Here is a 17253-nt window from a genome sequence, read left to right as displayed (position 1 = left end):
AGGGATCAGCCTTTGTCCACGTCTTAGCTGCTGCGGTGGGCAAACATGCCTGCAGGCACGGTGACCCACGGCCAATTCTGACAGCTAACCGTCGCGTCATCCTGATGCTTGATTATCGCCGGTGCGCACCTCACCGTGAGACGGGATTGCGGCACCACGTCAAGCAGCAGGCGGGCAGCCTCAGCCGGGCAGCACCAGCGCCGGGACCGGACTCTCGCGGATGATCTTGGTGCCCCGGGAGCCGAGGAACACCCTGCGGATGTCGCCGCGCGGCCGGGTGCCCAGCGCGAGCATCTCCCCGTCGCCCCAGTCCGCCGCGGCGAGCGCCTCCTGCCACGTCCGGCCGGTGACAACCTGCAGCGCAACGTCTTCGCCGACAACCCCATCCGTCTTGAGCGTGGCGAGGATCTCGCGAGCCTGGGATGCCCACGCCGCAAGCACCGCGTCCTCGGCGTCGAGCCCGACCTCCGGCGGATACATCGTCTTGCCGCGCACCGCGAACGTCATCACCCGCAGCGGCACACCGAACCGCGCGCCGAGCTCGGCGCAGCGCCGCACCACCTGCACCGAGTCCGGGGTGGCCGAGCAGGCGCAGGTGAGCCGCGTCAGTTTGCCCGCGGCCGAGTGGTATTCGCGCGTGCTGATCGCCACCGGCACGGGCGAGGCGTGCAGCAGCCAGTCGGCGGTGGAGCCGATCACCACCTGCCCGCGCCCGCCGCTGGGCAACGACCCCAGCACCAGGACCTCGACGTCGCCCTCCTCGACGACCTCGATCAGTCCCGCCGACACCGACCGGCGCGCCCGGTGGACGTAGGTGACCTCGACGTCGTCGGCCAGGTCGCGCAGGACACCTTCGGCCTCCCGCGCCGACTCGGCGGCCAGATTGTCGGCCCACTGCTCGTACTCGGCGTCGACGCGCGCACGCGACGGCGTCAGCCATGGCTTGGGCACGATCGTCGTCACGATGAGCGGCGTCGCGAGCGTGCGCGCGACGCGCACCGCCAGGTACAGCCCCGACAGGCCGACGTTGCCTGCCCGGTACCCCACGACGACGCTCACGGATTCCCCTGCGCGCGATCGTTGAGCGCGCTGTGGTGCCGTCCCCACACGAAGTAGAAGACCAGCGCCAGCGACACCCAGCCGCCGAACGCCACCCAGGTGTACCAGTGCAGGCTGGCCAGGATGTATCCGCAAGTCAGCACCGAAAGCACGGGCGTGACGGGATAACCGGGCACCTTGAACGCCCGCGGCAGGTCGGGTTCGCGCACGCGCAGCACGATGACCCCGATCGACACCACGACGAACGCGGTGAGTGTGCCGATGGACACCATGTCGGTCAGCTTCTGCAGCGGCACGAAGGCCGCCAGGGCCGAGGCCGCGACGGCGACGATCACCGTGTTGCTGACCGGCGTCATCGTCTGCGGGTTCACCGTCGCGAACCGAGCCGGCAGCAGGCCGTCGCGGCCCATGGCGAACAGGATGCGCGTCTGCCCGTACAGGCTGACCAGCGTGACGCTGAAGATGGAGATCACCGCGCCGGCGGCCAGGATGGTGCTCGCCCACCTGCCGTGGGTGACGTTCTCCAGGATGGTGGCCAGCCCCGCCTCTTGCTGGCCGGAGAAGTCGCGCCACGGCTCGGTGCCCAGCGCGGCGAGTGCGACCAGGATGTAGACGGTCGTCACGGTGACCAGCGCGGCGATCAGCGCGCGCGGCATCGTCTTCTGCGGGTCCTTCACCTCGTCGCCCGCGGTCGACACCGCGTCCAGCCCGATGTAGGAGAAGAAGATGGTGCCGGCGGCCGACCCGATGCCCGCGACGCCGAACGGCGCGAAGTCCTCGAAGCGGCCCGCGTCGAAGGCGGTGAACGCGACGACCACGAAGAGGATCAGCACGCCGAGCTTGACCAGCACCACGATCGCGTTGACCCTGGCGGACTCGCTGGCGCCCCGGATGAGCAGCAGCGCGCACATCCCGATCAGGATGATCGCCGGCAGGTTGAGGTAACCGGGCCTGGAGTCCCACGGCGCCGCCGCAAGCGCGTTCGGCAGCTCGATCCCGAAGAGGTTCTCCAGCAGCTTGTTCAGGTAGCCGCTCCAGCTCACCGCGACGGCGGCCGTCGAGACGCCGTATTCGAGCAGCAGGCAGGCCGCCACGCCCATCGCGACGACCTCACCCAGCGTGGTGTAGGCGTAGGAGTACGACGAGCCCGAAACAGGCACCGCCGAGGCCAATTCGGCGTAGCAGACCGCCGCCAGCCCGGCGGCGACCCCGGCGATGAGAAACGACAGGATCACCGCGGGGCCGGCCTCGGGAACCGCCTGGGACATGACGAAGAAGATTCCGGTGCCGACCGTGGAGCCGACGCCGAACATCGTCAGCTGGAACGTGCCGATGCTGCGCTTGAGGTTCTCCGCCGTGCCGTAGGCGACGCTCGCACCCACGGCCGGGCGGCGTCGCAGCATCTGTTCTGACAGGCCGATCGACGTGGCGGGCAAGTGCGCCTCCTGTGCTGGGTCAGCTGATTATGGTCCAGCCTCCCGCAACGCCACAGCGAACTGCGCAACGGCCCAGTCGATCTCCTCCGCCGTCACCACCAGGGGCGGCGCGAACCGCAGGGTCGAGTCGTGGGTGTCCTTCACCAGCACACCGAGGTCGGCCAGCCGCCGGCTCATGGCCTTGCCCGTTCCCAGCGCCGGGTCGATGTCGACGCCGGCCCACAGGCCGAACCCGCGCACGGCCAGGACGCCGCCGCCGATCAGGTTCCGCAGCAGGCGATGCAGGTGCGCGCCCAGCCGGGCCGAACGAGCCTGGAATTGCCCGGTGGCCAGCATGGAGACCACGGTGGAGCCGATCGCGGCGGCCAGCGGGTTGCCGCCGAAGGTCGAGCCGTGTTCACCGGGATGCAGCACGCCCAGTACGTCGCGGTTCGCGACGACGGCCGAGAGTGGGACCACGCCGCCGCCCAGCGCCTTGCCCAGCAGGTAGACGTCGGGGACGACGCCCCACCGGTCGCAGGCGAAGGTGTGGCCGGTGCGGCCCAGCCCCGATTGGATCTCGTCGGCGATCATGAGCACGTTGTGCTCGCTGCACAGCGCGCGCACGGTCGGCAGGTAGTCGTCGGGCGGGACGACGATGCCCGCCTCGCCCTGGATCGGCTCCAGCAGCACCGCCACGGTGTCGGCGTCGATCGCGCGGGCCAGCGCCGCGGCGTCACCGAAGGGCACCGACCGGAAGCCTGGCGTGAAGGGCCCGAAGCCGCCGCGCGCGGCCGGATCCGAGGAGAAGCTGACGATGCTGATGGTGCGGCCATGAAAGTTGTTGTCGGCCACGATGATATTCGCGCGACCCGGCGGGACGCCCTTGACGTCGGCGCCCCATTTGCGAGCGACCTTGAGGCCGCTCTCCACGGCTTCGGCGCCGGAGTTCATCGGCAGCACCATGTCTTTGCCGCACAGCTTTGCCAGGGCGGCGCAGAACGGTCCGAGCTTGTCGGAATGGAATGCGCGGCTGACCAGCGTCACGGTGTCGAGCTGGGCGTGGGCCGTCGCCGTGATCTGGGGGTGGCGGTGACCGAAGTTGACCGCCGAGTAGGCGGCCAGGCAGTCCAGGTAGCGCCGGCCCTCGACGTCGGTGATCCACGCGCCCTCGGCGCTCGCCGCCACCACCGGCAGCGGCGAATAGTTGTGCGCCGCATGACTTTCCACCAGTGCAATCGCGGCTTCGGTGTGGCACAGGTCGAGTATGGTCATCCGAACACCTCCAAGGTGCAGCACTTCACCGAACCGCCGCCCTTGAGCAGCTCCGACAGGTCGACGCCGACCGGCTCGAATCCTGCCGCCCGCAATTGTTCGGCGAAACCCTGTGCAGCAGCGGGTAGTACGACGTTCAGGCCGTCGGACACCACGTTGAGGCCCAGTACGTACGCGTCGGCGCTGCCCACCACGATCGCGTCCGGGAACAACGCCAGCAGCTGCTCGCGGGACGCGGCGCTGAACGCCGGCGGGTAGAACGCGATCGCGCTGTCGTCGAGCACCGCCAGCGCGGTGTCGAGGTGGTAGAACCGCGGGTCGACCAGCTCCAGCGAGACGGCCGGCACCCCCAGCGCCGCCGAGATCTCCGGGTGCGCGCGCCGATCGGTGCGGAAACCGTAGCCGGCCAACAGCGTTTGGCCGACCATCAGCAGGTCGCCCTGGCCCTCGTTGATGTGGCGGGTGGACACCGGCCGGTAGCCGAGCGACGACATCCACGCCGCGTAGGCGCGGGATTCGCCGGCGCGCTCGGGGAATCGGAACCGCGCGACGACCGCGACGTCGCGCGCGATGATGCCCCCGTTGGCGGCGTACACCATGTCCGGTAACCCGGGCACGGGTTCGACCACGTCCACGTGGTGACCCAGCTGCACGTAGGTCTGGCGCAGCCGCTCCCATTGCGCGGCAGCGAGGTTCACGTCGACGGGGGTGCCGACGTCCATCCACGGGTTGATGGCGTACTCGACGGCGAAGAACCGCGGCGGCGTCATCGCGTACCGGCGCGGCCGAGCCGTGCGGGAGCGAACCGTTGGTGGGGAGGTCGTGGGCGATGATGCGACGTAGTAATCCGTCATAAACCAACGATATTTTGGCGGGCCAAAACAATCAAACGACGATTATTGCGTGTCTAGGCATAATTTGTTGCGCTAGAGTCCCACATGTAGCGATCTGTTGTTAACCGACCGGGAGGGAGGCGCGGTGGACCGGCTGGACGACACCGACGAGCGCATCCTCGCCGAACTGGCCGAGCATGCGCGCGCCACGTTCGCCGAGATCGGCGACAAAGTGAACCTGTCGGCGCCGGCGGTGAAACGTCGCGTCGACCGGATGCTCGACAAGGGCGTGATCAAAGGCTTCACCACCGTCGTCGACCGCAACGCGCTGGGCTGGAAAACAGAGGCTTTCGTGCAGGTGTTCTGCCACGGCCGGATCGCACCCGACGAGCTGCGCGCGGCGTGGGTGGACATCCCCGAGGTGGTGAGCGCGGCGACGGTCACCGGCACGTCCGACGCGATCCTGCGCGTGCTGGCCCGCGACATGGGGCACCTGGAGGCGGCGCTCGAGCGCATCCGGTCGAGCGCGGACGTCGAGCGCAGCGAAAGCATTGTCGTGCTGTCCAATCTCATCGACCGCATGCGGCCCTAGCGGCGGCGCAGCCTCGCGAACGGCCCACGCCGGCGGCCGGGTGGCCGGCGAGAGGCGTACGGCCACGGGCTGTTTCGCTCGGGGACGGAGCTCGTGCGGGCTTCTTTGAGCTGGATGCGCAGCTGCGCGCGCAGGTCGTCCAGAGCCGGATCGGTCCACCGGTTGACGGCTTCGACGGGGTCGGTGGACAGGTCGTAGAGTTCCCACTGATCGTCGAGCGGCGTCGTCCGGTAGGCCTCCCCGCCCAGCCCGTTGGCCGCCAGGTGACGCACCCCGGGCTCGGTCCAGGTGCCGGGATCGTCGAAGGTGCGCACCAGTTTCCACAGGTGCCCGGCGCCTCCCGAAGCCGTGGTCTCGTCGACGCGGACGACCAGACCCTCGAAGTTGGATGCGGTGTGGGCCGGAATCCGGATCCGCAGGGGCGCCGGCGGATTGACCGTCCGCCTCAGCCGCCGCGCCAGGCCCGAGGCTCCGCTGTCCCCCTCGAGCATGTTGTCGCGGGTCATCAGGTACACGGCCCGCGCGTCGTCTGCCGGCGCGCCGTCCACGACCGGCATGAGATCGCGGCCGGGCAACGGGTGCACCTCCGAGAACGACGCGGACAGGGTCGCCGCCGCCTGCGCGACGTCGACGCCCGCGGCGCCGAGCAGCGTGGGGACCAGATCGACGTGTGACGTCGGCGCCGTGACCGACCGGGGCCGCGTCGAGCGTTCCCCGACGCGGGCGACGACGAAGGGCACCCGGGTGGCCTCGTCGTAGAGGTTGAACCATTTCTGGTGCAGTCCGCCGTGGGCGCCCAGCAGGTCGCCGTGGTCGGCCGTGCGCACCAGCACCGCGTCGTGCGACCCGCCCTCGGTGACCGCGCGCCGGACGCGGTCGATCGGCCCGTCCGTCTCGGCGTGCAGCCGGTAGTAGAGGTCGCGGTAGCGCTGCGCGTTGCGCCGATACATCCGGTCGATGGCCGGCGCCGGACCGTAGCCGGAGTAATACGCTTCGCGAAACGCGATCTGCGCGGCCGGTTTCGTCGACAGGTCCTCCTCGGCGGTGGGCGCCGGCGGCACCGGCGGCGGGTCCAGCGGCGACGGCTTCAGCGGGCCGCGGCGCGACCACGCGGGGAACAGCACGATGTCGTGGGGATTGACGAAGCTGGCGACAAGGAGGAAGGGTCGCAAAGCGTCCGCGTCGCCCGCGCGTCGGCGCGCGTAACGATGGGTGAGCCAGGCGACGACGCGGTCGGCGATCAGCGGGTCGCGGCGAACGCCGGCGTTGCGCAGCTCCGCCCCGTGCGGCTCGGGGCCCACCCATCCCGAAAAGCCATACGGCGCAAGTGGATCGGCGTCAAGGTACTTCCGGACCGCGGCGGGGTCCACGACCCCGTGGTCGTCGTTGGTCGCCAGCGCACGGCCGGTCGCCGGGTCGATGAGGTCGGCGTGCGAGATGTGCCACTTGCCGTCGTAATGGGTGTCATAGCCGGCGGCGCGGAACCAGTTGCCCAGCGTGGGCACCTCACCCCGGCGCAGCCAGCGCATCCGGGAGTCGTCGGCCGACTTGCCGATGCCGTCGGTCTGGGTGACCCCGTGCAGGTCCGGGTAGTGCCCGGTGAACATCGTCGGGCGACTGGGCACGCACGCCAACGAGCCGGTGTAGTGGCGGTCGAAGGTGACGCCGTGGTCGGCAAACCACTTGCGGCCGGCCAGCGTTCGGTCGCGCCACGCCAGCACGCCGGGAGCCTCGTACGGCGGGACGGCGCGTTCCTCGTCGGTGACGATGACGATGACATCCGGGCGATCAGACACGGGCACCCTCGAGTCGGTGTGCGAGCCCGGCGAGCATGCCGTCGGACTGTCGGGCGAGCAATCGGCAGAAGACGCGCTCGGCCAGCCGCTGGGCCGGGCGGGGACCGATCTCGACCGTGCTGGCCAGCGTCACGCGGGCCGATTCCTCATGGGCCGGTTCGAGCGTCCAGCGGTTGACGACCCTGCGCAGGCGGCGCGGCAGCCCGTCGATCTCGTAGGCCAGGACGCGGGGCGGGTCGAACTCGACGATGCGCTCGACAAGAGCGTCGCGCCCCACCTGAACCCGGCGCGCGGTGCCCAGGGGCCCGCCTCCGGCGCCGCGGTACAGGATGCACGAGTGGTCGACGCCGTCGGCCCAAACGGTGATCGAGCCGAAGTCGGACAGGACGTTCCATATGTCGTCGACGCGAGCCGCGATGGTGCGCGAGCGCTGGATGCCGGCCACGGGCTCACGCTACGCGAGGGGTCAGTAGGTGGACTGGAAGATCGTCTCGATCGCCACCCCGGCGCCGCTGGCCGCGATGGTGATGGCGAGTGTGATCCAGTCCGCCGTCCTCGGCCGCGCCGGGTTGGCGGCGAGCTGGCCGATGCCGCCGCGGGCGGTGATCGCGTCGCCCATCTCGTCGCTGCGCCGCAGCGTCACGGTGATGGCGGCGGCCAGCAGGTCGATCAGTTCGATGGCGTAGCGGCGCCTGCGCGCCCTGCGGCTGCGCAGCACGCGCTTGGGTCGCAGCCGGCGCGCGGCATAGAGCACCTGGAACTCGTCGATCAACATGGGGAACGCGCGCAGGGCGAGTGCCAGCGCCACCGCCCATTCGTCGACCGGGATCCGCAGAACCCTCAGCGGGCGCCCCAAAACCGTGAGCGCAGGCCCGATTTCGGCGACGTTGGTGGTCCACGAGACCATCGCGCCCAGGGCCAGCAGCACGACCGACAACGCGGTGATGCGCAGGAAGTTCAGCGCTCCGCCGAGCCCGAGGTGTAGGCCGCCGAGCCAGACGTAGGGAGTGCCGCCGGCCAGCGCCGCGGTGACGAAACCGAAGGCGACGGCCGCCCACAGCCAGCGCGGCATCGACGGCAGTGCGCCGCGCGGGATGTGCGCCAGCCGGGCCGCCGCCAGCACCAGGGCCGCCGAGATCCCGATCGTCGCCCAGCCGGGGTAGAACGTGAGCAGCACCGAGATACCGAACACCACCAAGAGCTTGGTGCCCGCCCACAAGTCGTGAATCATCGACGTGCCCGGCACCGGAACGAGCAGCACGGCCGGACGGGACTGTCGCCGCGTCGAGGCCTGCGCCGGTGCGGGGCCCGAGGCGGTCGTCATGCCACACCGCCCGTCGACGTCGATACCGGTTCCAGGCTGCCGTTGTTCAGGTGCAGGGTCCGCGGGCAGAGGCCTTCCATTCCGGCGAAGTCGTGCGAGATGACCACCACCGTCAGCTCACGCTCGTGGCGCAGGTCCTCCAGCAGCCGCAGCAGGCCGCGCTGGCTGGCGGCGTCCAGGCCGGCCAGCGGCTCGTCGAGGATCAGGGCACGCGGCGAGCACGCCAGTAGCCCCGCCAGCACCACGCGACGCATCTGACCGCCGCTGAGCTGGTCGATGCGCCGCTTGGCGAGTGTCGGATCCAGGCCCACCAGGCCGAGGGCTGCGGCCACCCGGTCCTCGTCGCGGGGCGAGAAGCCGGCCGCCGAGGCCACTTCCCGGTCGACGCGGCTGCGCATCAGCTGCAGGCGGGCCGCCTGGAACGACAACGCCACCGCGCCGACCTGCTCGTGGGTGGGTCGTCCGTCGAGCAGGCAGGAACCGGTCGTGGGAACGGTCAGCCCGGCCATGATCCAGGCCAGCGTCGACTTCCCCGAGCCGTTGCCACCGTGGATCAGCACCCCGTCGCCCTGCTCGACCGCGAAGCTGACGCTTTTCAGCGCGGTCTTGGCCCACGGCGTGCCGCTGCCGTATTCGTGTCCGACCTCGACGAGCTCCAGCACGGGGGCGCGGGAGACGCCGGACACCGCCACGCTGGACTCCGGCACCGGGACGGTCTCCACCATGTCGGCGTTGTCCGGCGAATCGCTGAGATTGAGTGTGCGCTGGGCGGATTCGGCCTCGTTGTTGTAGTGCGTGATGTGCACCAGCGCGCTGCGGTGGCGTTTGGTGAGGCCCGACAGCACGCCCAACAGGGCGTCGCGCCCCTCCTGGTCGACCATGCTGGTGACCTCGTCGGCGATCAGCAGCGCCGGGTCGCGGGCCAGCGCCGCGGCGAGCGCAAGGCGTTGCAGCTCACCCCCCGAGAGGCTTCCGGTGTCGCGCTCCGCGAGATCTTCGAGGCCGACCTCGCTGAGCAGCCGGCCGACGTCGACGTTGGTCCCCGGCGGCAGGCCCCACACCACGTCGTCGGCGACCCGGGTGCCCAGCACCTGGCTTTCCGGGTGCTGCAAAACCACCGCGGTGCCCCCGAGCTTGCCGAGCCCCACCGCGCCGGGGCGCTGCACGGTGCCCGACGTCGGTTCCCGGCCGGCCAGGACCAGCATCAGGGTGGTCTTGCCGGAACCGTTGGACCCGGTCACCGCGACATGTTCGCCGATCCCGATATCCAGGCTGACCTCACGCAGCGCGTCCTGGCCCGCGCCGGGATAGCGGAAGCGCACCTTGTCGAGCCGGACGGGGACCGGCCCCACCGCGACATCCTCGGCGTCGGCCGGAGGGTCGAGCTTGTGCACGTCCGGGATGCCCCGCAGCCGGGTGATCAGCCGCGACAACGCCCAGAAGCCGATCAGCGACACCATCACCATGCCGAGGCCGTAGTAGACGAGGAGCAGCCAGGGCCAATAGGGCACCGCGGCCAGGAAGTATCGCTTCAGGTCCTCGGCGGCGTGCTGCATGTGCACCCGCGTCAGGAAGGCCGCGAGACCGTCGACGTTGGAGGTCATCACCTTGTAGATCAGACTGCGCAGCCGCGTCATCACGAGCAGCGAGCCCACCGACGCGGCGCCGAAGATGACGCCGGCGATCAGCGACGTGACAATCACCGTCGGCACACCGCGGCGGTGCCGTTTGACGATCCCGACCAGGCCGCCGACGTAGGTGCTGTGGACGACCCCCATGAATCCGCCGAGCCCGGCGATGAGGAAGGCGATCACGCCGGCGGCCACCGTGGCCGCGACCAGTGCGCGAACGCGGTAGCGGTATGCCAGCAGGGCCGTGGGCACGGTGCCCAGCAAGGCCACTCCGGCGGCGAAGGGGACGATCACGGCGACGATCGCGATCACCGCGCACAGCGCACCCATGACGGCGGCTTGCGCCATTTCGACCGGCTGAAGCGGTCCACCCCGAGGGCGCGCACGGACGGGGCGAGAGGGGGTCACCTCAGCGATTCTGCCAGGCCGCGGCGCTGAAGACCTGCGCCACACTGGGTGACCTGCGTTTCCCGACCGCCGCCGCCGACGTTGGTCTCCCATAGCAAAGCTATGCAACCATGGGAGCATGACTACATCCGCCGCCAACCACAACGAAGTCGTTGACGCCGCGAACACCGGGCCGCAGTCGGGCCTGGGCGCGGATTTGCTCGCCGTCGTCGCCCGGCTCAACCGGCTGGCCACGCAACGCATCCAGATGCCGCTGCCCGCGGCGCAGGCCAGGCTGCTGTCCACCATCGAGGCCCACGGGGAAGCACGCATCGGTGACCTGGCCGCCGTCGACCATTGCTCGCAGCCGACGATGACCACACAGGTGCGCCGGCTCGAAGACGCCGGCCTGGTGACCCGAACGGTCGACCCCGGCGACGCCCGGGCGGTCCGCATCCGCATCACCCCGCAGGGCGTGCGCACCATCAACGCCGTCCGAGCCGACCGGGCCGCGGCGATCGAACCCCAACTCGCCCTCCTCGAGCCCGCCGACCGCCAGGTGCTGACCGAGGCCGTCGATGTGCTGCGCCGCCTCCTCGACAACCCGTCGATCGGCGCCGAAGTCGCCGGCCGTGGCAAGGCCTGGTGATCGATCGGCGGATGAGCCGTCGCGCGCTGGTGGACACTTGAACCAGCGCTGACGGCGGCGACCGGCGCCCGGGGGCACGACGGGGCGGGTCGGAGTTTTCGACGGTGACGGCAGGTGACGGGAGGTAGCACCGGTGCAGACCAGCGGCTTCGCCCCGCCTCTGACCGTGTGGGCCGGCCCGTCGAGGTATGTGTTCGCTCCGGGCCGCGACGTGGTCGTCGGCTACGGCCCGGGGTGCGACGTTCCCCTGGATCACCTCGTCGGCGCGGGGGCACCGCCGCGGGCGCACCATCAGGAGATGGTGCTGCGGTTCACCGGCACCGGGTGGGTCGCGCTCAACCGAAGCCCGAGCGGAATCTTCGTCAACGGTGCACCGGCGTCGACGGTCGAGATCCGCGACGGCCAGGCGATCACGATCGGCGATCCGCAGCGCGGCCCGCGGCTGGTCTTCGCGCTTCCACCCAGGCCCGGTCCGGCCTCCGCTCCGCAGCGCACCGGGCCCCCGACCGCGCAGTCGACGCCGCCGGCCGGCCCGGGCCGGCCCCGCGACCCCCGCGTGCAGCGCCCGACGCAGCGGGAAACCCAGCAGATGCCCGTCGCACCGGGCAGGCCGACCGCCGGGCCGCCGGGCCCACCCGCTCCCAGGCCGCCCGCACCGGCGCCGCCCGTGCCGCCCGTGCCTGTGCCGCCCCCGCAGTCCGGCGCCGCGGACGAAGAGTCGGGACTGATCAAGAGCCTGACGACGCGAAAGCTGCGGGCCCAGCGGCCCTCCTTCCGCGCGGGGGAACCGGACACCACCTACCGCTTGCCCCTGCGCCCCGGCGCCCGCACCGTCGGCGTGGCCGCTTACCAGCTCGGACTCGTGGTCGACGGGCGGGAGGTGCTGGCGAGCATCTCGTTCACCGCTCGCACCGGCACCCTGACCGCGATCACCGGGCCGTCAGCCGCCCGCAACTCCGCCCTGCTCAACTTGATCTCGGGCGCAAGGAAGCCGAGCTTCGGGGCGGTCACCGTGGACGGCCACGACGTGCATGCCGAGCCCGCGTCGATGCGCAGCCGCATCGGCATCGTGGGGCGCAACGAGGCCCTTCATCCCCGCCTCACCGTCGGACGGGCCCTCGAGTACGCAGCCGAGCTGCGGCTGCCGCCGGACACCCCGCCCGAACACCGGGGCCGGGTGGTGAACCAGGTCCTCGAAGAGCTCGACCTGGCGCCGCACCGCGCGACTCAGATCCGCGCGCTCGCGCCCGAAGTGCGCCGGTGCGCGGCGCTGGCGGTCGAACTCGTCACCCGGCCCACGCTGCTCGTGGTCGACGACCCGGGCGCCGGGCTCGACGCGGCGCAGCAGGATCACGTGATGGCCGCGCTGCGGCGCCAGGCCGACATCGGTTGCGCCGTCGTGGCGGCGGTGTCGCCGCGGGCACCGCTGCCCAACCTCAACCTGTGCGACCAGGTCCTGCTGCTGACCTCCGCCGGCCGCCCGGCCTACCTCGGGACGCCCCTTCAGGTGGAGGCGTCGATGGGCACGGCCGACTGGTCGACGCTCGCCGCCCGGGCTGGCGCGGAGCCCGAGGAAACCCACCGCGCCTACCGCGCTCGGCAGCAGGCGCTCACCGCGCCGCCGCAGGTGGCGCCGCCGTGGCCGCCGCCCACTGAGCTCACCAGGGCGCGACAGGTCCGGTTGGTGGCCCGCCGGGACCTGCGCCTGCTCCTCGCCGACCGTGTCCGCTTGGCGTTTCTCGTGGCGCTGCCGTTCCTGCTGGCGTCGCTGACCCTGCTGATCCCCGGCGGGTCGGGCCTGGAACGGCCGCGTCCCGGCAGCCCGAACATGCATGAGGCCGTCGAGATCCTCGCCGCCCTCAACGTCGCCGCCGTGTTGATCGGCACCGCACTGACCATTGGCACCCTGGTCGGCGAACGCCGCGCGTTCCGGCGTGAGCAAGCCGTCGGGCTGTCGGCCACGGCCTACCTGACGGCCAAGCTCCTCGTGTTCGGGGCGGCGGCAGCCATCCTGACGGCCGCGACGTTCGCCGTCGTGATCGCCGCCCGAGGCGGCCCCACCCACGGCGCCGTGCTCCTCCACAATGCGACCGTCGAGCTCTATCTCAGCGTCGCCCTCACGGCCGTGGTGTCCGCGGTGGGTGGGTTGCTGCTCTCGACCCTGGGCAAGTCGCTGCGCGAGGTGCTGCCGTTGGTCGTGCCGGTGGTCCTGGCGTCGGCGTTGTTCGCCGGCGGATTGATCTCGCTGGTGGGCACCTGGGGTTACGACCAGATCTCGTGGCTGGTTCCCGCGCAGTGGGGCTTCGCGGCCTCGGCGTCGGTGGTCGACCTCCGCAGGGTGGACACGCTGGCCGCCGACGTCGAGATGTGGACCCACTACAGCGGCTGGTGGGTCTTCGACATCACGATGCTGGTGTTCTTCGGTGCTGTCCTGGCCGGGCTGACACGGTACCGCCTGCGGCGCCCGGGGCGAGCCGCCAAAGAGCACTCGTCACAGCGTGATCCAAGTGTGAGCTGACTCGTTGTTTCCGGAGCGCGACGTGCGGGTTACCGTCAGTCCATGACGAGTACTGCCGAGCAGCTGCGCAACGCGTTGGACGGGCGTTGGCGCGACACCAGGAACCAGTTGCGGGCCACCCTGAGCGAGGATCTGTTCCGGCCGCATTACACCCCGAACACCGTGATCGCCCGGACCAAGGTGGCCGAGCAGATGAGGATCATGGCCGCGTTCGGCGCCGCCGGTGACAACTTCCGCAAGGAACACGGCGGCACCGGCGACATCGGTGCGGCCATCACGATGATCGAGATGCTGGCGATGTCGGACCTGTCGCTGATGGTGAAGGCCGGCGTGCAGTGGGGGCTGTTCGGCGGCGCCGTCGAAAACCTGGGCACCGAGCGCCACCACGAGGCCTACGTGCCCAAGATCATCAGCCTCGAATTGCGCGGCTGCTTCGCCATGACCGAGACGGGCCACGGCAGCGACGTCCAGTCGCTGGAGACCACGGCGACCTACGACCCCGACACCCAAGAGTTCGTGATCAACTCCCCCACCCCGACGTCCCGCAAGGACTACATCGGCGGCGCAGCCGAGACCGCAACCATGGCAGCGGTTTTCGCGCAGCTGATCACCACCGAAAACGGCGAGCCGGTGCAGCACGGCGTGCACTGCGTGCTGGTGCCGCTCCGCGACGCCGACGGCAACGACCTGCCCGGCGTGACGACGTCGGACTGCGACTACAAGGGCGGTCTGCCCGGAGTCGACAACGGCCGCATCATGTTCGACCACGTGCGGGTGCCGCGCGAGAACCTGCTGAACAAGTACGGCGACGTGGCGCCGGACGGCACCTATAGCTCGCCGATCGAGAACCCCAACCGCCGGTTCTTCACCATGCTGGGCACCCTGGTGCGCGGGCGCATCACCGTGGGCGGCAGCGCGGCCGCGGCCGCCCGCGTCGCGCTGGACATCGCGACGCGGTATGCCTTGCAGCGCAGGCAGTTCAAGGCCCCCGGCGACGACAGCGAGGTGCTGATCATGGACTACCTCGTGCATCAGCGCCGGCTGTTCCCGCTGATCGCCCGGTCGTATGCGCTGCAGTTCGCCCAGAACGAGCTGGTGAGCAAATGCCACGACATCCAGACCGCGGACGCCCCCGACGCCGAGGAGCAACGTGAACTCGAGTCCCGCGCCGCGGGGCTCAAGGCGGCCAACACCTGGCACGCCACCCGCGCGATCCAGGAGGCCCGCGAGGCCTGCGGCGGCGCCGGCTACATGGCCGAGAACCGGCTGATCGGGCTGCGCGGGGACACCGACGTGTTCACCACCTTCGAAGGCGACAACCACGTGCTGACCCAACTGGTCGCCAAGGAACTCCTGACGGCCTACGCCGACGACGTCCGCAGCATGAGCCCGGTCGAATGGGTGCGGTTCGCGGCCGGCACGGTCAGTGATCGGGTCGTGAAACGCACTGCGGCCGAAGCGATCATCCAGACGATCGTGGACGCCCGGCAGGACAGCGAGGAGGAGGGCAGCCTCTTCAACCGCGGCACGCAGATCAAGATGTTCGAGGACCGCGAGGATTACCTGCTAGCCTCGGTCGCGCGCCGGCTGCAGGCCAAGTCCAAAGAGATGTCGGAGTTCGACGCGTTCAACTCGGTGCAAGACCACGTGCTGCACGCCGCGACGGCGCACATCGACCGGGTGGTGCTCGAAGCGTTCGTCGCGGGCATCGACGCGTGTCCCGACGAGCAGGCCAAAGAACTCCTGGGCATCGTGTGCGACCTGTACGCGCTTTCGGTGATCGAGGACGACAAGGCCTGGTACATCGAACACCGGTACCTGTCCACCGAACGCGCGAAGGCCGTCACCCGTGGCATCAACGACCGGTGCCGCGCGCTGCGCCCGCACGCGCTCACCCTGGTCGAGGGCTTCGGCGTCCCCAGCGAGCTGCGCTACGCCGAGATGCTGCACCCCGAGAACCTGTCGGAGCCGGTCACGTCATGACCGGTTCCTCGGCAACCACCTCCTGGCCGGGAAGCCGGGGCGCGGGGTGCCGAGGCCGCACGTAGCGGTTCCACGTCAGCAGCGCGGCCACGACGTAGCAGAGCATGAAGATCCAGAACGCGGGCGTCTCGGTGCCGGCGCTGGCATAGGACTGCCGCAACGCCAGGTTGATCGCCACGCCCCCGAGCGCACCGAACGAGCCGGCGAAGCCGATCAGCGCCCCCGACCTGACGCGCTCCCAGTGGCGCCGTTCGGCGGGGCTGAGGTCCAGGTCGCGGCTGCGCTCGGCGAAGACCGACGGGATCAGCTTGAACACCGACCCCTTTCCGACACCGCAGAAGATGAACAGCGCGATGAACCCGACGATGTAGCCGATCGTCGTGTACAGGCTCACCGGATCGCCGGGGCCGCGGGTGAGGTCGTCGTGCGTGCTGACGGCGACCAGGAACCCGCCGGAGACGATCATGGCGCCTAGGATCGCCAGGGTGACGCGGCCGCCGTCGAAGCGGTCCCCGAGCCTGCCGCCGATCACCCGCGCCACCGAACCCAGCAGCGGTCCGGCGAAGGCGATCTCCGCGGCGTGCAGCGACGCCTGCGCGTGGCTCTGCCCGCCGGCGACCAGGTTGTGCTGGATCACCTGGCCGAAGGCGAACGCGAACCCGATGAAGGACCCGGACGCGCACATGTAGAGAAACGAGATGGTCCACGTGTCAGGCACCGAGAGGATCGACCGCACGTGCGCCACCTCGATGAAGTGGTCGAGGTTGTCCATGCACAGCGCGGCGCCGACACCCACCACCGCCAGCAACACCAGGTAGACCGCGCACACCCAGTACGGGGCCTGGTGGCCGGCGGTGGCCAGCACGATCAAGCCGACCGCCTGGATCGCCGCCGCGCCGAGGTTGCCGATCCCACCGGTGAGGCCCAGGGCGAAGCCCTTGCGGCGCTGCGGGAAGAAGGATTCGACGTTGGCGAGCGACGCCGAGTAGTTGCCACCGCCCAGCCCGGACAGCGCCGCGCACACCAGGTACGGCCACAGGGGCAGGCCGGGATTGGCCAGCAGCACGATGGCCCCCACGGTGGGAACCAGCAGCACCAACGACGAGACGACAGCCCAGTTGCGGCCGCCGAACTTGACGGTGGCCATCGCGTAGGGGATGCGCACGAGCGCCCCGACCAGTGCCGCGGTGGCTCCCACCAGCAGCTTGTCACCGGTCGAGAAGCCGTAGACGGACTGCGGCATGAACAGCACCATCACCGACCAGAGGTACCAGATCGAGAACGCGACATGCATCGTCGCTATCGACCAGATCAGGTTGCGACGGGCGATCGCCTTGTTGCCCGCCTCCCATGCCTCGTGGTCTTCCGGGTCCCAGTGCGAGATGCGCCGTGACTGCCGCATGAAACCTGCCTTTCACGCCGATCGGTAGGAGTTTTCGAATCACCTTCAGCGACAGTGCTTCCGGTGCTCGGTCATGGGCGGGTCGTCCTGAAACACGATCAAGACCGACGGGACTGCTCGTCGCGTGCTTCGTCGCCGCCGGTTCCCAAGGATGGCAGGCCAATCCTGGTAAACGTGGATCTTCCGGTTGGAGTCTGCTGAACAAAAGCTGTGTAATGCGGCGCCGGTCTCTCAGAATTCGCGTCGATATTCGTTAAGGAATGATCACCATTCCCGTTCTCGAATCGACGGCTCGAGCGATATTTACAATGGGCGCAGGATAATTAAATGTGAGGCAGTGCGCCGTGAGGTCGGTCGCGTCCTGGTGCAGCGGTTCTCCGCGGCGCCCG

13 protein-coding genes are annotated in these 17253 nt (G+C 70.2%); 4 read left to right on the top strand and 9 right to left on the bottom strand.

Annotated elements, in window-relative coordinates:
• Positions 1 to 180: 180 nt before the first annotated feature.
• From G6N48_RS03120 to ddaH, 4 genes are read right to left on the bottom strand one after another with little or no spacing between them, the layout of a single operon-like run.
• On the bottom strand, positions 181 to 1059 hold the full coding sequence (locus tag G6N48_RS03120) for a universal stress protein (RefSeq protein WP_085269063.1): 879 nt from the start codon (positions 1057 to 1059) through the stop codon (positions 181 to 183).
• A complete protein-coding gene (locus tag G6N48_RS03115) occupies positions 1056 to 2495 on the bottom strand; it encodes an amino acid permease (protein ID WP_085269064.1) in 1440 nt (479 codons plus the stop codon). The genes G6N48_RS03120 and G6N48_RS03115 overlap by 4 nt, the downstream gene beginning before the upstream one ends.
• 27 nt (positions 2496 to 2522) lie before the next feature.
• Complete coding sequence (gene rocD, locus G6N48_RS03110) at positions 2523 to 3749, bottom strand: ornithine--oxo-acid transaminase (protein WP_085269065.1); 1227 nt, start codon at positions 3747 to 3749, stop codon at positions 2523 to 2525.
• Positions 3746 to 4603, bottom strand: coding sequence for a dimethylargininase (gene ddaH / locus G6N48_RS03105; RefSeq protein WP_085269066.1), 858 nt, complete (start codon positions 4601 to 4603; stop codon positions 3746 to 3748). The genes rocD and ddaH overlap by 4 nt, the downstream gene beginning before the upstream one ends.
• A gap of 124 nt (positions 4604 to 4727) precedes the next feature.
• On the opposite strand from ddaH, the gene G6N48_RS03100 reads away from it, so the two are divergent.
• Complete coding sequence (locus G6N48_RS03100; protein WP_085269067.1) at positions 4728 to 5174, top strand: Lrp/AsnC family transcriptional regulator; 447 nt, start codon at positions 4728 to 4730, stop codon at positions 5172 to 5174.
• Here G6N48_RS03100 and G6N48_RS03095 read toward each other — a convergent pair.
• Genes G6N48_RS03095 through G6N48_RS03080 form a run of 4 tightly spaced genes read right to left on the bottom strand, consistent with a single transcriptional unit; the run spans position 5171 to position 10273 of the window.
• Positions 5171 to 6970, bottom strand: a complete 1800-nt coding sequence (locus tag G6N48_RS03095) for a sulfatase-like hydrolase/transferase (protein WP_085269095.1) — start codon at positions 6968 to 6970, stop codon at positions 5171 to 5173. The two genes, G6N48_RS03100 and G6N48_RS03095, sit on opposite strands and share 4 nt — an antisense overlap.
• Positions 6963 to 7415 carry an SRPBCC family protein gene (locus tag G6N48_RS03090; protein WP_085269068.1) on the bottom strand — a complete coding sequence of 151 codons (453 nt, stop codon included), beginning with the start codon at positions 7413 to 7415 and terminating at the stop codon, positions 6963 to 6965. Before G6N48_RS03090 ends, G6N48_RS03095 begins: the two co-directional genes overlap by 8 nt.
• Positions 7416 to 7436: 21 nt before the next feature.
• Positions 7437 to 8294, bottom strand: coding sequence for an energy-coupling factor transporter transmembrane component T family protein (locus G6N48_RS03085; protein ID WP_085269069.1), 858 nt, complete (start codon positions 8292 to 8294; stop codon positions 7437 to 7439).
• Positions 8291 to 10273 (bottom strand): ATP-binding cassette domain-containing protein, encoded by a 1983-nt coding sequence (locus G6N48_RS03080; protein ID WP_232066524.1) that lies wholly within the window; start codon positions 10271 to 10273, stop codon positions 8291 to 8293. Before G6N48_RS03080 ends, G6N48_RS03085 begins: the two co-directional genes overlap by 4 nt.
• Positions 10274 to 10451: 178 nt before the next feature.
• On the opposite strand from G6N48_RS03080, the gene G6N48_RS03075 reads away from it, so the two are divergent.
• From G6N48_RS03075 to G6N48_RS03065, 3 genes are all read left to right on the top strand, one after another.
• Positions 10452 to 10961 (top strand): MarR family winged helix-turn-helix transcriptional regulator, encoded by a 510-nt coding sequence (locus G6N48_RS03075; protein ID WP_085269071.1) that lies wholly within the window; start codon positions 10452 to 10454, stop codon positions 10959 to 10961.
• A 298-nt stretch (positions 10962 to 11259) separates the two neighbouring features.
• A complete protein-coding gene (locus G6N48_RS03070) occupies positions 11260 to 13479 on the top strand; it encodes an ATP-binding cassette domain-containing protein (protein WP_085269096.1) in 2220 nt (739 codons plus the stop codon).
• A 42-nt stretch (positions 13480 to 13521) separates the two neighbouring features.
• Positions 13522 to 15462 carry an acyl-CoA dehydrogenase family protein gene (locus G6N48_RS03065; RefSeq protein ID WP_085269072.1) on the top strand — a complete coding sequence of 647 codons (1941 nt, stop codon included), beginning with the start codon at positions 13522 to 13524 and terminating at the stop codon, positions 15460 to 15462.
• On the opposite strand, the gene G6N48_RS03060 is transcribed toward G6N48_RS03065, so the two are convergent.
• Positions 15452 to 16864 carry an MFS transporter gene (locus G6N48_RS03060; protein WP_085269073.1) on the bottom strand — a complete coding sequence of 471 codons (1413 nt, stop codon included), beginning with the start codon at positions 16862 to 16864 and terminating at the stop codon, positions 15452 to 15454. The two genes, G6N48_RS03065 and G6N48_RS03060, sit on opposite strands and share 11 nt — an antisense overlap.
• Positions 16865 to 17253: the final 389 nt, after the last annotated feature.

The organism is Mycobacterium parmense (assembly GCF_010730575.1).
Taxonomy (GTDB): Bacteria; Actinomycetota; Actinomycetes; order Mycobacteriales; family Mycobacteriaceae; genus Mycobacterium; species Mycobacterium parmense.
Note: the sequence above shows the minus strand (reverse complement) of the source record. Positions and strands in the feature narration are given on the sequence as shown.

What these genes read in the sequence shown, in the direction of transcription:
- rocD (WP_085269065.1), bottom strand. Translation starts at nt 3,749, where the DNA reads ATGACCATACTCGACCTGTGCCACACCGAAGCCGCGATTGCACTGGTG.
- ddaH (WP_085269066.1), bottom strand. Translation starts at nt 4,603, where the DNA reads ATGACGGATTACTACGTCGCATCATCGCCCACGACCTCCCCACCAACG.
- G6N48_RS03085 (WP_085269069.1), bottom strand. Translation starts at nt 8,294, where the DNA reads ATGACGACCGCCTCGGGCCCCGCACCGGCGCAGGCCTCGACGCGGCGA.
- G6N48_RS03080 (WP_232066524.1), bottom strand. Translation starts at nt 10,273, where the DNA reads ATGGCGCAAGCCGCCGTCATGGGTGCGCTGTGCGCGGTGATCGCGATC.
- G6N48_RS03075 (WP_085269071.1), top strand. Translation starts at nt 10,452, where the DNA reads ATGACTACATCCGCCGCCAACCACAACGAAGTCGTTGACGCCGCGAAC.
- G6N48_RS03070 (WP_085269096.1), top strand. Translation starts at nt 11,260, where the DNA reads ATGGTGCTGCGGTTCACCGGCACCGGGTGGGTCGCGCTCAACCGAAGC.
- G6N48_RS03065 (WP_085269072.1), top strand. Translation starts at nt 13,522, where the DNA reads ATGACGAGTACTGCCGAGCAGCTGCGCAACGCGTTGGACGGGCGTTGG.
- G6N48_RS03060 (WP_085269073.1), bottom strand. Translation starts at nt 16,864, where the DNA reads ATGCGGCAGTCACGGCGCATCTCGCACTGGGACCCGGAAGACCACGAG.